Source organism: Acidobacteriota bacterium, from assembly GCA_039030395.1.
In the GTDB taxonomy this organism is placed as follows: Bacteria; Acidobacteriota; Thermoanaerobaculia; order Multivoradales; family JBCCEF01; genus JBCCEF01.
The window spans coordinates 300,515-314,300 of the sequence record JBCCEF010000002.1 but is presented as its reverse complement, the minus strand read 5'-3'; the positions used below and the strand labels follow the sequence as shown (position 1 = coordinate 314,300).

Sequence of the window (13,786 nt, the reverse complement as noted above, 5' to 3'; positions counted from 1 at the left end):
GCCTCCTAATCCGTGGAGAACGGCAGGAGCGCCAGGTGGCGCGCCCGCTTGATGGCCGTGGACAGCATGCGCTGGTGACGGGCCGAAGTGCCGGTGATCCGTCGCGGCATGATCTTGCCGCGTTCGGGGATGAACTGCTGCAACAGCTTCACGTCTTTGTAGTCGATGTACTCGATGTGTTCGGACGTGAACTTGCAGACCTTGCGCCGCCGGAAGAAGACTCGTTTGCCTCCGCGTGCCATGGTTATGCCTCCGCCGTTTCAGTCGTTTCGGTGGCTTCCTCGGTGGCCTCCGGTTCGGTTTCCGTCTCAACCTCCAGCGGTAGGGGAATCCCGGCCCGCTTCAGGTCTTCGTCGGTACGGATGGTAAGGAAGCGCAGAACCTTGTCGTTCTGCCCCAGGCGCCGCTCGACATCGGCGATCTGCGCCGCGCCGGGCTCACTGGCGAAATAAACAAGGACGTACTTGCCCTCGTTGAGCTTGGCGATTTCGTAGGCCAGCTTGCGCCGACCCCAGAACTCTTTCTTGGTGACCGTCACTCCGCCGTTGGCGGACAACAGCGCGATCATCTCGTCCGTCAGCGCCGTCACGTCCTCGTCGGGGACGCGCGGATCTGTGACAAACATCAACTCATAGGTACGCATTTCGATCGGGACCTCCCTATGGCCTAGATCAGTCTCGCTTCTCGCGAAACAGAGAGGGTACGGAGCGCCCACCACACCGGCGGGTGCTGTAGAAGCGGAGATTGTACTGATTTTCACCGCAAACGCAAGGCGCGTCCCCTTCCTTCAGCTTCCTATCGGACCGCCCCCCCTTAACCCTCTGAGCTACCTCAGACCACAAAAGTACGAATCGCCTGAGCAAAATGCGAGCCCGAAGGGCGAGCCGGGCCTTCAGGCCCGACTCGGGGGTGGGGTCCCCAAGAATCGCACTTCTTGGGGGCGGGGGGCTTGAAAAGCCCCCCGAATCAAATGAGCAGCGGCGCTATGACCACCGCCACCACCGACATCAACTTGATCAGAATGTTCAAGCTCGGTCCGGCGGTGTCCTTGAAGGGGTCGCCCACCGTGTCGCCGACCACCGCCGCCTTGTGAGCGTCCGAGCCCTTGCCACCGAAGGCGCCACCCTCGATGTACTTTTTGGCGTTGTCCCAGGCGCCACCGGCGTTGGCCATGAAGATCGCCATCAGCACACCGGAAGAAGTGACGCCGGCGAGCACGCCGCCCAGGGCCGAGACATCGTAAAAGCCGACCAGCACCGGCACCAGAACCGCCATCAGGCCCGGCACCACCATCTCCTTCAAGGCCGCCGCCGTCGAGATGTCGACGCACTTGGCGTAGTCCGCCTGGCCGGTGCCCTCCATCAGTCCGGGGATGTCCCGGAACTGGCGGCGCACCTCTTCAATCATCTTGAATGCGGCGCGGCCGACAGCCTGCATCGCCATGGCGCTGAACAGGAACGGCAGCATGGCGCCGATGAACAGCCCGCCCATCACATTCGGGTTCGAAAGATCGAGCACCGTCATACCGACGGTGGTCTTGAAAGCCGCGAAGAGGGCCAGGGCGGTGAGCGCCGCGGAACCGATGGCGAAGCCCTTGCCGATCGCCGCAGTGGTGTTGCCGACGGCGTCGAGCTTGTCCGTGCGGCCCCGCACCTCGGGGCCGAGGTGTGCCATCTCGGCGATGCCGCCGGCATTGTCGGCGATCGGGCCGTAGGCGTCCACGGCGAGCTGAATGCCGGTGGTCGACAGCATGCCGAGGGCCGCGATGGCGATACCGAAGAGGCCCGCCTGGGAGTAAGCGATCAAGATCGCCGCCACCAGCACTACGATCGGGGCGGCGGTCGAGCGCATGCCGACGGCCAGGCCGGTGATGATGGTGGTGGCCGAGCCGGTACGGCTGTCCGCGGCGATGGACTGCGCCGGCTGGCGCGCCTCGGAGGTGTAGTACTCGGTGATCAGGCCGATGCCGACGCCGGCGGCGAGGCCGGCGATGGTGGCCCACACCACGCCCATCGCGCCGAACTCGAAGCCGTCGACGGTGTAGCTGTTGTCGCCGAGCAGCCAGCGGCTGACCAGAAAGGTCACCACCAGCATAGTCACGGACGAAGCGATGGTTCCGATGTGAAGCGCCGTGCCGGGGTTACCGCCCTCCTTGGTGCGCACCAGGAAGGTGCCGAGGAGCGACACGACGATGCCCGCTCCGGCGAGGATCAGCGGCAGAAGAAGCAACTGCGGGGTAAAGGCGGTGCCCCCGACGAGAGTGGCATTGGCCGCCAGCACCATGCTGCCGATGATTGCGCCGACATAGGACTCGAACAGGTCCGCCCCCATGCCCGCCACGTCGCCGACGTTGTCGCCGACGTTGTCGGCGATCACCGCCGGATTGCGCGGGTCGTCCTCCGGGATGCCCGCCTCGACCTTGCCCACCAGGTCGGCGCCGACATCCGCCGCCTTGGTGTAGATGCCGCCGCCGACGCGGGCAAAAAGGGCGATCGAGCTGGCGCCGAAGGAGAAGCCCGCCAGCACCGTGACGATCCTCCGCATCACCTCCGCCTCGCTGCCGGAACCGGCGAACAGCGAGGAATACAGCAGGAACAGGCCAGAGAGCCCGAGAACTCCCAGGCCGACCACCGAGAAGCCCATCACGGCACCGCCGGAGAAGGCAACGGCGAGGGCACCGTTCAAACCCTTGCGGGCGGAGGCGGCGGTGCGCACGTTGGCGCTGGTCGCCACCCGCATACCGAAGAAGCCGGCGAGTCCAGAGCAGATGGCGCCCACCAGCACCGACAGGCCGATCAGCGCCGAGCTGTCGCCGCGGCCGCTGTTGGAGAAGGCCAAGAGCCCGGCCACCACCACCACGAAGATGGCGAGTAGCCGGTACTCACGAGCGAGGAAGGCCATCGCTCCGTCGCGGATGTAGCCGGCGAGGGTCTTCATCTCGTCGCTGCCGGCGTCCTGCCGGTTGACCCAGCCGGATCGAATAAAGGCGAACAGAAGCGCCAAGATGCCGCTCCCGAGTGTCATGTAAACCAGGGTGGTATTCACGTTCCTTCCCTCCGTGTGCGCCGGCCTCGAGCCGGCGTGGCTCATCCGTTGAATCGATTCATGGCCCCTTCGAGACCTTCGTCCAGCCAGGCCTCGCAGGCCGAGGCGGCGCGCGCGATCATCGCGTCCACCGCCGCGTGCTCCCCTTCTTCGAATGCCGCGAGCACGAACGGCACTAGATTTTCCATCGGCTGTTCCGCCGGCGCGTCCGGGGCGATACCCAGGCGCAGCCGGGGCACCTGATCGGTGCGCAAGCCGGACACCACCGACTCCATCCCTCGATGACCTCCCGGACTGCCGCCGCCGCGCAAACGCAGCCGGCCCAGCGGCAGGTGGATCTCGTCGTACACCACCAAAGCCGAAGACGGCTCGAAACCGCGCAGCTCCCGCAGGCAGCGAACGGCGTGACCGCTGCGGTTCATGTAGGTCAGCGGTTTGGCGAGGACGACCCTCACCTCACCGCTCGACCGTTCTCCGATCAGAGAATTGCACTCCAACCGATCGACCGCACAGGACCAGCGCCGGGCCAGCTCGTCCACCACCCGAAAGCCGAGGTTGTGGCGGGTGTCGGCGTACTCCGCCCCGGGATTGCCAAGACCGAGGATGAGTCGCCCAGGGATGCTCTGCGAGGGGTCCATGGGCGCCTCTTATCCTTCCCGGCCGGTCGGATCAGTCGTCGTCCGAAGAGTCTTCGTCCTTCTCTTCGCCGATGACCTCGGGCTCCGCGGTCTCCGACTCGATCAGGCCTTCGTCCTCTTCCTCGACCTCTTCCTCCTCCGTCGGCGGCGGTGCCACCGAAGCGATGACCTTGTCTGCGTCGTCGGCCACCAGGGTCACGCCCTTCGGCAGCTCCACCTCCCGCGCTTCGATGGTGTCGCCGATGGTGAGGGCGGAAACATCCAGCTCGATGTGCTGTGGAATGTCCGTCGGCAAGCACTCGACCAAGATCTCGCGGGTATTGAAGTCGAGAAGGCCGCCTTCGTTCTTCACCCCTTCGGGGGTTCCCAGCAGCTCCACGGCCACCGAAACGCGCACCGCCTCGGTCATCAGAATGCGCAGGAAATCGATGTGCCGAACCTCGCGGGTGGTCGGGTTCACATCCATCTCGCGGATCATCACGTGGCGGCTGTTCTTGGTCCCGGGGACCTTGAGCTGGAACACCGCGTTGTCCGTGCCGGCCTGCTTGAGCAGGGCGAGGAACGCTCGGCGCTCCGTTTGGATGGCGACGGGACCGCGGTCTCCGCCATACACCACCGCCGGTATCTTGCCGGCCGCCCGCAGGCGCCGGTTGGCACCCTTGCCGGGCTGTTCCCGCAACTCGACGTCGATATTGAGTTCACTCATGGTACGTCTTCCTCAGGTTCAAACGAAAAGAGAGCTTACGGAGCTGTCATCGTGAATTCGGCGAATCGCCTCTCCCAGCAGACCGGCCACTGACAGCGACCGAAGCTTGCTACAGCGGCGGATCTTATCCTCAACGGGAGTGGTGTTGGTAATCAGCACCTGTTCGAGGGCGGAGTCTTCGATGCGTTCGAGCGCCGGTCCGGACAATACGCCGTGGACTCCGACGCACAAGATGCGCGATGCGCCCTTCTCTTGCAAGGCCTCTACCGCCTGCACCAGGGTACCGGCCGTATCGACGATGTCGTCGAGAATCAAGGCGCTGCGGCCGTCGACTTCACCGATGACGTTCATCACTTCGGCGGTGTTCGGGGCCGTCCGGCGTTTGTCCAGGATCGCCAGACTCGCCTCCAGACGCTTGCCGATGGCCCGCGCCCGCTCCACCCCACCGGCGTCCGGCGAAACGATCACCAGATCCGGAATGGCGAGCTTGCGGACGGCTTCGAGCACCACCGGCGCGGCGAACAGGTGATCGACGGGGATGTCGAAGAAGCCCTGGATCTGAGCGGCGTGGAGATCCATCGTCAGCACCCGGTCGGCGCCGGCCTTGGAGATCAAGTCGGCCACCAATTTGGAGGTGATCGGCACCCGTGGCTGATCTTTCTTGTCCTGGCGGGCGTAGCCGTAGTAGGGCACCACGGCGGTCACCCGAGCCGCCGACGAGCGCTTGCAGGCGTCCAGCAGGATCAATAGCTCCATCAGGTTCTGGTTGACCGGCTGGGAGGTGGGCTGGACCACGAAGACGTCCGCTCCGCGCACGTTCTCCAGGATCTGGCAGAAGGTCTCCCCGTCCGAGAAGTCAAAGGAGGACGCCTTGGCCTTCGGGACGTTGAGATAGTCGCAGATCTCATCCGCCAAGGCGGGATGAGCGCGGCCGCTGAAAATCTTGAGATCTCCGTACATTCCTCTGTTGATTCCTCGTCAGACCGGTACCGATCGGCCTTGGAGCCGATAGTTTCGGGGTCGGTCAATTGGGGTGGTGAGTGCTCCGGTAGGAAGGACCAGGGTCGGGATTCACGACATCTCGGAGTTCTTTGCGACCTCGACGTGCAGGCGAGACGGGCGAAGTTGGCTGCGAAATTTGGCTGGGGCGGGAGGATTCGAACCTCCGAATGCCGGATCCAAAGTCCGGTGCCTTACCACTTGGCGACGCCCCAACGGAACCGAAGCGTACCGCGAACCGGGGCCGCTGCGTCACCCCTGATGGCCATGTCACCGTCACGGGCCCGCCGCGTCAACCCCCTCAGGGAGTCGACCAGAACGAATCGCGCAGGTGCAACTCCTGAATTTCTTCCAGACTCCTATTGGGCGTCTTGCCGTCGTCTGCGTCGTCGTCGTTCGATTCACCGGCGGCGGCCGCCGCCACTTCGTCGGTGGCCGGTTCCGCCGCCACCGGGGCCGAAGCCGGCGCTTTCACGGGTTCCGGGGCGGCCGCCGGCGGTTGCGTTTCCGAAGCGGCTGGAGCGGACGTTTCCGGGGCCAGTCCCACCGGCACGCGCGGCGGCGCCGGTAGGGCTTCCCCGCGTTCCGCCAGCACCCGTTCGTACTCCGTCAGAACCTGTCCTTCGATCATCCGCCGGGTGCTGTTGTTCAACGGATGCGCCACGTCCTTGAACTCGCCGTTCTTCTTCTTGCGACTCGGCATGCTGATGAACAAGCCGTCCCGACCCTGGATGATCTTGATGTCGTTGACCATGAAGCAGTGATCGAAGACCACGGAAACGAAGGCTTTGAGCTTTTCTTCACTGATCGGGAAGACCTTGACCTCGGTGATCTCCATCGTGTGCCCTTTCCGTCGTCAGCCCGGCATAAACGATGCGGGTGCGCTGCTCACGCGGCGACTCCACCTCCGCCGCTTTCCGGCGGCTAAACCCCGCACAAGCCGCAGCCAGTCGGCGCCCGCCTCTACACTTTACCGTCCAGATCCTCCCGCCCGGCGGAAGGAGTCGGCTCGAAAAAAAGGAAAACAGAACAACCGCTCGCGGAGCCCGTTTCATCCGCTTGCGGAGATGACCCGCCCAACGCGGGTAAATGACTGAAATCAACTCCTGTCGTAGCACCTGCAATGCTAGATCTGCGGAGGGGGGCTGTCAAATCGGCGACAGGTCGCCCAGCAGCGCTTTGCACTCCACTTCTCGGTAGTCCGGCGGAATGGTCAGCGGCGACGGCGGCGCCGCGAGGGGAGCCTGGTTCACCCGCCGCCAGCGCAACTGGTAGCCACCTCGCGGATCCGACAGCACCCGCTCTTCACCGGCGATCAACCAGGCGAGGAGGCGCTCTCGGCCGCGCCAGACGGTCCAGGCGGTGAGTTTGTCGGTTCCAGCGGCCGCGGAACCTCCGCCACCGATCGAGTAGGTCCAGCGCCGGCCGGAGGCATCGAACGCCTCGCCAGCGGAGTCCATCGCCAGCGGCACCGGCAGACGACCGAGGAGCAATGCCGGTAGGGCGCCGATCGGCAGTGGCGCCAACGGCAGTTCGAAACTGGCGGCGGCGCGGCAGGCGAAGGACTCCCGGCGATCGAGCCACAGGCCCTCTCCCCCACTCACCTGGAGCGCCCACAGAGGACGGCCGAAGAGGTCGACGGCGGAAGCCTGAAAACGATCGTCGGCGGTCAGCCGCAACACCAGCCGAAAGCTCCCGGCGCCTTCGCCTCCGTCGTAGCGGACACGGAACAGATACTGGCTGGAGAGCCACTCCGTGGGAAGACCGGTCGAGGCGGCAGGACCCGCTACCGGCGGCTCGGCCACCGGAGCCGTCGTTGAGGGTGGCACCACCGGCGAGCTAGCGCAACCGAAGGCGGCGAGCACGAAGAGGCTTGCGATGGGCAGCGCCCACCGCAGCCTCGCCACCTCACGACCTGAAGGCTTGTCGAGAAAGGGGGCTTCGAACAAGAGAGTCCGTCGGGCGCCTCGGCTGGAGGGAAAGAAAGTGTTCAGTCGACGACCAGCGTTTCGAGCTTCCGGCGCACCTCGTCGGCGGTGGAAGGGTCGAGGTCGAGGGCCCGCTGGTAGAGGTCCCGCGCCCGCTCCGTTTCGCCGAGGGCGCGGTAGACATCCGCCAGGTGGACGGCCACGGTGCCGTCGTCGGGCACCAGCAGCGCCGCCCGCTCCAGATGCTCACGCGCCTCGTCGAATTGGCCGAGGCGGAAGTGGGCCCAGCCGAGGGAGTCGATGAAGGCTCCGTTGGTCGGATCGAGGTCGACCGCTTTTTGGATCATGACCAGGGCCTTCTCGAGATGGACTCCCCCCTCCGCCCACATGTAGCCGAGATAGTTCAGGGCATGGGCGTGATCCGGTTCCAGCTCCAACAGACGATGGAAGGAGGCTTCGGCCCGCGGCCGGTCGCCCAGCCGCTCATGGGCGGCGCCGGCGGCAAACAGCGCGCCGATGTGGTTCGCCTCCGCTTCCAGCACCTCGTCGAGCAGGGTGAGAGACCATTCGTAGCGCTCGTTGGCCTGGGCCGCCTGCGCGGCGATCACCATCACCTCGCGGTCGCCGGAACGCCGGACCCGCTTGATCAGCTTGCGGGCGAGATCGTCACGGTCTCCGCGCAGCATCACGTCGAGGGCCTTGGCCTGCAGCGCCGGTTGGGCCTGCGCTCCTTGGGCGAGGATTTGGAGCGCGCGCTCCATCTGTCCATGGGCCACCAGCAGATCACTCAGGATCAGATACCCGGAACGCTGAACTTCGCGATCATCGGACGCCAGCGCCGGCGCAAACACCTCTTCGATCTCGCCAACCCGGTTCGCCCGGGCAAGCATGCCCGCAAGCAGGAAGCGAGCTCGGAAAATCGCCCGGTCCTCCCCTCCGGCTTCCGCCCGCGCCACGGACTCCTTCAGCAGTCGAATGCCTTCGTTCGCCCGGCCCTCGCGCTCGAGCAGTTCCGCCGCGGTGCGGATCAACTCCAGATTGTCCGGCTCCAGTTCGCGCAGGAGGTCGAGTTCGGCGATCGCGTCGTCGTTGCGCCCGAGGCCGGCAAGGGCCTGGGAGCGCAGAAAACGCAGCCAGGGATCGTCCGGCTCGAGGGCGAGGCCAGCGTCGGCGCTTTCGAGGGCGCCTTCGAAGCGCTCCAGGCGCAGCCGCTGCCAGGCGAGTTGGGCGAGGAGCGGCAGGTTCGCGCGGCCCTCCTCCGGCGCCCCTTCGAGCCATTGCAAGGCGGCTTCCGAGTCTCCCTGGTCACCGAGGATGGTCGCCAGTTTGACCCGCTCGTCGACGAGCGTCGGATCGAGACCGAGGAGCTGGCGCAGCGCATCGGCCGCCTCGGCGGTGCGCCCGGCTTGCTCCAGAGACTCGACCAGCAGGGAGTAGAGCACGGTAGTGGGCGGCGACTGGAGAGCGGCCTCGCTCAATACGTCTGCCGCTTCGTCCGGCTGCCGCTGCTGCAGATACACCTGGGCGAGAGGAATGACCGTCCGGAGGTCGCCGGGAGTTTTTCGTCGAATGCTCTCCAGAGCGCTGATCGCCTTGCCCAGGGAATCCGGCCGATCACCGGCCAGGGTCAAGTGGATCTGGGCCACCGACCGCAGCACGTCGAGGTTCTCCGGAGCCAGGACGGCGGCGGCCTCGGCCAACTTCACCGCCTCTGCCAAGCCCTCCGCTCGCCGTTCCTCGGAACGTGCCCGAGCCGCCAGTCGGAAGGCGAACTGCGCCCGTTCGATCAACAGATAGGGATCCAGCGGGGTGAGGCGGCCGGCCTGCTCAAAGGCTTCCGCCGCCTGGCCGACGTTTCCTTCCTCGGCCAACACCTTGCCGAGGGCAAAGAGATACCGCGCCTGCGCCAGAACCCGGGCATCCGCCGCGTTGGGGTCCTGCGGCGTTTCCTCGGCCCCTGACATTGCCGCGGACAAGTCCGCCGGCGGCGATCCATAACCCGGTAACTGGGAAGGCGAGAGCTGCGCGATTGGGAAGGGCTCGGAAGACGCGTACAAGGACGCGCCGGAGAGGAAGGCCATCGCGAAGAAAAGCAGGGCGAGAGTAATTCCGAAGACTGACCTCACGCTCCTGACAATACCCCGCCAAGGCCTCCTTTACAAGAGCTGCGCCACCACCCTATAATCTTTTCCGTAACCCCTAAACGGAACCGTGCCAAAGATTTACTCCATTCGATACGCCCTTCGCCCGTGCCTGCTCGAACTCCCGCAGCGGCCCTCGTTGAGGACTTCCCCAGCATGACCCATCGCGCATGAAACGACTGGGCGAGGTGCTGGTCGAACGCGGCTGGGTGGAGTCGTCTGAGCTGGGGCGCGCCCTGAGCGCCCAGCGCACTCTCGGCGGCCGGTTGGGAACCTGTCTGCTCGAGGCCGCGGCGATCGACGAAGGCCGGCTGCTCGAAGCCCTGTCGACCCAGCTCGCCGTACCGTCCGTCGATCCGGACCAGCTCCGCACCATTTCCGAAGACACCCTGCGGCTGGTGCCGGAGGGGGTCAGCCGGCGTTTGCGGGCCATTCCCTTCCGCCGCCACGGAGACCGCATCGAGGTCGCCATGCTCGACCCGACGGATCTCGCCGGCCAGGACGAAATCGCCTTCGCCACCGGCCGCCGAGTGGAACCTTTCGTCGCCACCGAGGCGCGCATCGCCGAGGCCCTGGACCGCTACTACCGGGCCGAATGTCCGGAGCGTCTATCGCGCCTTCTCGACCGGCTCAATCGCTCCCGCTACCTGTGGAACCAAGGCGACGACGTTCAGCATTCAGGCCTCGCCCTGGCCGATCACGAACTGCCGGACGAGGGCGCGATGACCGCCGCTCACTGGGCCGATGGGGTCGACGAACTGTTCCCAACCCTGCCGGAACTGGCTCCGCCGGACCTGCCCGGCGGGCTGGCGACGGGCCATGGAGAGGGCCTCGAATCCAACCTCGCCGCGGACCTCGAAGTGCTGGAGAGCCGCACCGATGCCGCCTCCGAGGCTTCCATCGGAGAGGTTTCGTTGCCTTCTTTGGACGACCCGGAGCTTTCGGGCGACGAGCCGGTACTGCTCGAGCCTGCGGTGGGCGAAGCGACCCGCGCCGACCTGCCGGAGCCCGAGGCGGTCGCTCCGCCCGTGCCCACCGAGCCGGTCCATGAGCTCGAATCCACCGAGGCCGCCTTGCGGGCCGCCGCCGATCGCGACCTGATCGGTGACCTGATCGTGCGGTACCTGGTGCAGCACCTCGACCGGGTGGCCCTGCTGGGCGCCCCCCGCGGTGCGTTCAAGGCCTGGACGGCGGGCGGCAAGGGGCTGAGGGAACGCCGCTTCGAGAGCTTCTCTTTGCCGACTAGCCAACCTTCATTGTTCAAAGCCCTCGGTGAAGGCATCGCCTACCACGCCGGTCCGCTCCCTCCCATGCCGAGCCACCGCGCCCTGGTCGAATGCTGGGACGGTGCCCTGCCGCGGGCTTGCGTCATCGTCCCCATTCCGGTGCGAGATCGCCTGGCGGCGGTGCTCTACGGCGACCTGCGAAACGGTCCCCTGGAGAACCTCGATGCGGGCGTTTTTCAACGCCTGGCAAACGCTGCCGGAGTTGGGTTGGAACGCTGTATCATGTTGAAAAAGCAGACCCAACTCCACCACTAGACCGTGTTGAACGAACCCTGGGCCGTGCTACACTCGCGCCCGTTCCTGGAGCGCTGATGATCAAAGCCGACATCGTCAACCGCGTCGCCGATGCGACGGACGTACCGAGGGTCAAAGCGGCCCAAGCGGTGGATACCATCATCGCCTCTATGAAGAACGCCCTCAGCCACGGCAAGCGCATCGAGCTGCGCGGCTTCGGCGTGTTTCAGGTGCGGGACCGAAAGAAGGGCGTCGGCCGAAATCCCAAGACCGGCATCGAAGTGGAGATCACCCCGGGCAAGACGGTGCGATTCAAGCCCGGCAAAGAACTCAAGAACCTCTAGCAAGGCAAAGCTCTTCGAACCACCCCATCCTCGGCGAAGAGCAGGACGCCCAGCCCGCCACCGAGCCACCTCAGGCTCGGCGACTTTCTATCGACCGTTCACTCAGGGTTGATGTCCAGCACGAAGGTCACCGGACCGTCGTTGACCAAGGCGACCTTCATCGAGGCGCCGAAGCGGCCCGTTTCGACGACGAAACCTCGATTCCGTAGATCTTCCACCAGCCGCTCCACCAGAGGCTCGGCGACGGCGGGAGCCGCCGCGCCGTCGAAGGACGGCCGGCGGCCGCGGGCCAGGGAGCCGGTGAGAGTGAACTGCGACACCACCAGAAAAGCACCACCCACTGCCTCCGCGGCGAGGTTCATGCGACTCCGCTCATCCTCGAAGATGCGCAAACCGGCAATCTTGGAGGCCGCGGCGGCGACCTGTTCCGGCCCGTCGCCGCGGGCAATACCGACCAGCAAGAGCATCCCGCGATCGATCGCTCCCACCGTCTCCCCATCGACCTCGACGGAAGCGGAAAGCACCCTTTGCAAGACGATTCGCATGTTCTGCGTCTCCCTAAATGACGCACGCTCCAGAGCGTCGTCCTTGTGATACGTTGCCGGCCAATTCAAGCACATCGCAGCCGGCCCATCTGCCCACCGGGCGGTGCGAGAACCGTCCCTCAGAAGGAGTAGGAACCATGGTCAACAAAGTCATCCTCGTCGGCAACCTCGGGCGCGATCCGGAAGTCCGCCAAACCCCCTCGGGGCAGTCCGTCGCCACTTTCAGCCTGGCCACCAACCGGCGATGGAACGACCGCGACGGCAACCGTCAGGAGCAGACCGAGTGGCACAACATCGTGTGCTGGGGCAAACAGGCGGAGATCGCCGGCCGCTACCTGCAAAAGGGTAAGCAGATCTACGTCGAAGGCCGCCTGCAGACCCGCTCCTGGGACGACAAGCAAACCGGCGAAAAGAAGTATCGCACCGAGATCGTGTGCGACAACTTCCAGATGCTCGGCCAGCGCGGCGACAGCGGCGGGGGCGGCGGCTACGGCGGAGGGGGCGGTGGATCGTACGGTGGCGGTGGGGGCGGAGGGGGCGGCTCCTACGGCGGCGGGGGCGGCGACGCCCCGGAGATGGACGACGACGACATTCCGTTCTAGCGGCCGCTCTTCTCTCGGGACCGCCCTGCGACGACCGCAAGGCGCAGCCAACCGGCTGCGCCCGCTTTCGAACTTCTCTGCTGGTTCCTCCGAGTTAGACCGATCAGGGCACGATGACCATGAAAATCGAACACATGATGTTCGATTTTCATGGTCAATTCACCAGGTGATTCAACGATCGGAGCTACTTCGCTCCCTATCCGAGGCATTAAAGCGCAGCCGGATCGTGCTCCTGGTGGGGCCGCGTCAGAGCGGCAAGACGACCCTGGCCCGAGAGCTACTCAGCGCAGATTCGGTCAACTACTTCGATCTGGAAGACCCAGCCAGCCTGGCGCGTCTGGCAGAGCCCATGACGGCTATGCGGCGGTTGAGCGGCTTGGTCGTCATCGACGAAGTGCAGCGCCGTCCGGACCTCTTCCCGGTTCTCCGTGCCCTGGCGGACCGTCAGGATCTCCCGGCGCGCTTCTTGATTCTCGGCAGCGCCTCCGGCAACCTTCTCCGGCAGACCGCAGAAAGCCTCGCCGGGCGAATGGAGCAGATCGAGATCGGCGGCTTCACCCTCGCGGAAGTCGCCAACGACGCAGAGGACCGGCTGTGGCTTCGCGGTGGATTTCCACTCTCCTTTCTCGCTGCCAGTGATGATGCGAGTCTCGCCTGGCGACGAAGCTTCATCCGCACTCTTCTGGAGCGCGACATACCGCAATGGGGCGTCAGCGTGCCCGCCGTGGCCCTCCGCCGCTTCTGGACCATGTTGGCGCACTACCACGGCCAGACCTGGAATGCCGCCGAACCGGCGCGTGCCATGGGAGTGAGCCCACCGACGGTCCGCCGCCACCTCGACCTCCTGACCGATGCCTTCATGATTCGCCAGCTCCAACCCTGGCATGCGAATCTGAGCAAACGACAGGTGAAGGCACCCAAGATCTACATACGCGACAGTGGCCTGCTGCATCAACTCCTGGGCATCAACTCGGCCAAGGAGCTACTCACCCATCCCAAAGTCGGAGCTTCGTGGGACGGTTTCGTCATCGAACAGGTCTTGCTGAGCGAGCCGCACGGCAACGCCTACTTCTGGGCAACTCATCAGGGAGCGGAAATCGATCTGGTGCTGCAGCGAGGCGACCAGTTGCTGGGGGTGGAGTGCAAACGAGCCGGTGCACCGCGCATGACTCGATCCCTTCGTACCGCCCACGAAGACCTCGGCCTGTCCCGAATCGCCGTGCTCTATCCGGGAGCGAAGCGCTATCCCCTGAGCGAAGAAACCGAGGTGGTGCCGCTAGAGACTCTGGGCCGGGGGGAGCCTATCTTCGAGTAGCGC

13 protein-coding genes, 1 tRNA gene and 1 pseudogene are annotated in these 13,786 nt (G+C 65.5%); 4 read left to right on the top strand and 11 right to left on the bottom strand.

All coding sequences use genetic code 11. The features are described from left to right. Positions 1–5: 5 nt before the first annotated feature. From rpsR to AAF481_03625, 10 genes and pseudogenes are all read right to left on the bottom strand, one after another. The gene (rpsR, locus tag AAF481_03670) at positions 6–242 is read right to left on the bottom strand and encodes a 30S ribosomal protein S18 (protein ID MEM7480251.1); all 237 of its coding nucleotides are present in this window, start codon (positions 240–242) and stop codon (positions 6–8) included. 2 nt (positions 243–244) lie between these two features. Further along, the gene (gene rpsF / locus AAF481_03665) at positions 245–643 is read right to left on the bottom strand and encodes a 30S ribosomal protein S6 (protein ID MEM7480250.1); all 399 of its coding nucleotides are present in this window, start codon (positions 641–643) and stop codon (positions 245–247) included. Between the two features lie 323 nt (positions 644–966). After that, positions 967–3,024, bottom strand: a complete 2,058-nt coding sequence (locus tag AAF481_03660; protein ID MEM7480249.1) for a sodium-translocating pyrophosphatase — start codon at positions 3,022–3,024, stop codon at positions 967–969. Between the two features lie 62 nt (positions 3,025–3,086). Next, entirely contained in the window at positions 3,087–3,683 is a 597-nt protein-coding gene (gene pth, locus AAF481_03655) for an aminoacyl-tRNA hydrolase (protein MEM7480248.1), read from the bottom strand. 31 nt (positions 3,684–3,714) lie between these two features. After that, positions 3,715–4,389 (bottom strand): 50S ribosomal protein L25, encoded by a 675-nt coding sequence (locus tag AAF481_03650; protein MEM7480247.1) that lies wholly within the window; start codon positions 4,387–4,389, stop codon positions 3,715–3,717. Between the two features lie 18 nt (positions 4,390–4,407). Continuing rightward, a complete protein-coding gene (locus tag AAF481_03645; GenBank protein ID MEM7480246.1) occupies positions 4,408–5,349 on the bottom strand; it encodes a ribose-phosphate pyrophosphokinase in 942 nt (313 codons plus the stop codon). A gap of 179 nt (positions 5,350–5,528) precedes the next feature. Then, positions 5,529–5,603: transfer RNA gene (locus tag AAF481_03640), tRNA-Gln, on the bottom strand. A gap of 344 nt (positions 5,604–5,947) precedes the next feature. Continuing rightward, positions 5,948–6,226 (bottom strand): annotated as a pseudogene (spoVG, locus tag AAF481_03635) (septation regulator SpoVG). Between the two features lie 310 nt (positions 6,227–6,536). Next, positions 6,537–7,337 carry a hypothetical protein gene (locus AAF481_03630; protein MEM7480245.1) on the bottom strand — a complete coding sequence of 267 codons (801 nt, stop codon included), beginning with the start codon at positions 7,335–7,337 and terminating at the stop codon, positions 6,537–6,539. A gap of 41 nt (positions 7,338–7,378) precedes the next feature. Next, positions 7,379–9,292 carry a tetratricopeptide repeat protein gene (locus AAF481_03625; GenBank protein MEM7480244.1) on the bottom strand — a complete coding sequence of 638 codons (1,914 nt, stop codon included), beginning with the start codon at positions 9,290–9,292 and terminating at the stop codon, positions 7,379–7,381. A 335-nt stretch (positions 9,293–9,627) separates the two neighbouring features. On the opposite strand from AAF481_03625, the gene AAF481_03620 reads away from it, so the two are divergent. Then, positions 9,628–10,998 (top strand): hypothetical protein, encoded by a 1,371-nt coding sequence (locus AAF481_03620; protein ID MEM7480243.1) that lies wholly within the window; start codon positions 9,628–9,630, stop codon positions 10,996–10,998. Between the two features lie 56 nt (positions 10,999–11,054). Beyond that, positions 11,055–11,321 (top strand): HU family DNA-binding protein, encoded by a 267-nt coding sequence (locus tag AAF481_03615; protein ID MEM7480242.1) that lies wholly within the window; start codon positions 11,055–11,057, stop codon positions 11,319–11,321. A gap of 98 nt (positions 11,322–11,419) precedes the next feature. Here AAF481_03615 and dtd read toward each other — a convergent pair whose 3' ends face one another. Next, positions 11,420–11,866: a D-aminoacyl-tRNA deacylase gene (gene dtd / locus AAF481_03610; GenBank protein MEM7480241.1), complete on the bottom strand. Its 447-nt coding sequence runs from the start codon at positions 11,864–11,866 to the stop codon at positions 11,420–11,422. Positions 11,867–12,003: 137 nt separating this feature from the next. Between dtd and AAF481_03605 the strand changes: the two genes are divergently transcribed. After that, complete coding sequence (locus AAF481_03605; protein ID MEM7480240.1) at positions 12,004–12,468, top strand: single-stranded DNA-binding protein; 465 nt, start codon at positions 12,004–12,006, stop codon at positions 12,466–12,468. Between the two features lie 166 nt (positions 12,469–12,634). Continuing rightward, positions 12,635–13,783, top strand: coding sequence for an ATP-binding protein (locus AAF481_03600; protein MEM7480239.1), 1,149 nt, complete (start codon positions 12,635–12,637; stop codon positions 13,781–13,783). Positions 13,784–13,786: the final 3 nt, after the last annotated feature.

Excerpts from the sequence above, each read along its gene's own strand:
- rpsR (MEM7480251.1), bottom strand. The coding sequence starts at position 242 with ATGGCACGCGGAGGCAAACGAGTCTTCTTCCGGCGGCGCAAGGTCTGC.
- rpsF (MEM7480250.1), bottom strand. The coding sequence starts at position 643 with ATGCGTACCTATGAGTTGATGTTTGTCACAGATCCGCGCGTCCCCGAC.
- AAF481_03660 (MEM7480249.1), bottom strand. The coding sequence starts at position 3,024 with ATGACACTCGGGAGCGGCATCTTGGCGCTTCTGTTCGCCTTTATTCGA.
- pth (MEM7480248.1), bottom strand. The coding sequence starts at position 3,683 with ATGGACCCCTCGCAGAGCATCCCTGGGCGACTCATCCTCGGTCTTGGC.
- AAF481_03650 (MEM7480247.1), bottom strand. The coding sequence starts at position 4,389 with ATGAGTGAACTCAATATCGACGTCGAGTTGCGGGAACAGCCCGGCAAG.
- AAF481_03645 (MEM7480246.1), bottom strand. The coding sequence starts at position 5,349 with ATGTACGGAGATCTCAAGATTTTCAGCGGCCGCGCTCATCCCGCCTTG.
- AAF481_03620 (MEM7480243.1), top strand. The coding sequence starts at position 9,628 with ATGAAACGACTGGGCGAGGTGCTGGTCGAACGCGGCTGGGTGGAGTCG.
- AAF481_03615 (MEM7480242.1), top strand. The coding sequence starts at position 11,055 with ATGATCAAAGCCGACATCGTCAACCGCGTCGCCGATGCGACGGACGTA.
- dtd (MEM7480241.1), bottom strand. The coding sequence starts at position 11,866 with ATGCGAATCGTCTTGCAAAGGGTGCTTTCCGCTTCCGTCGAGGTCGAT.
- AAF481_03605 (MEM7480240.1), top strand. The coding sequence starts at position 12,004 with ATGGTCAACAAAGTCATCCTCGTCGGCAACCTCGGGCGCGATCCGGAA.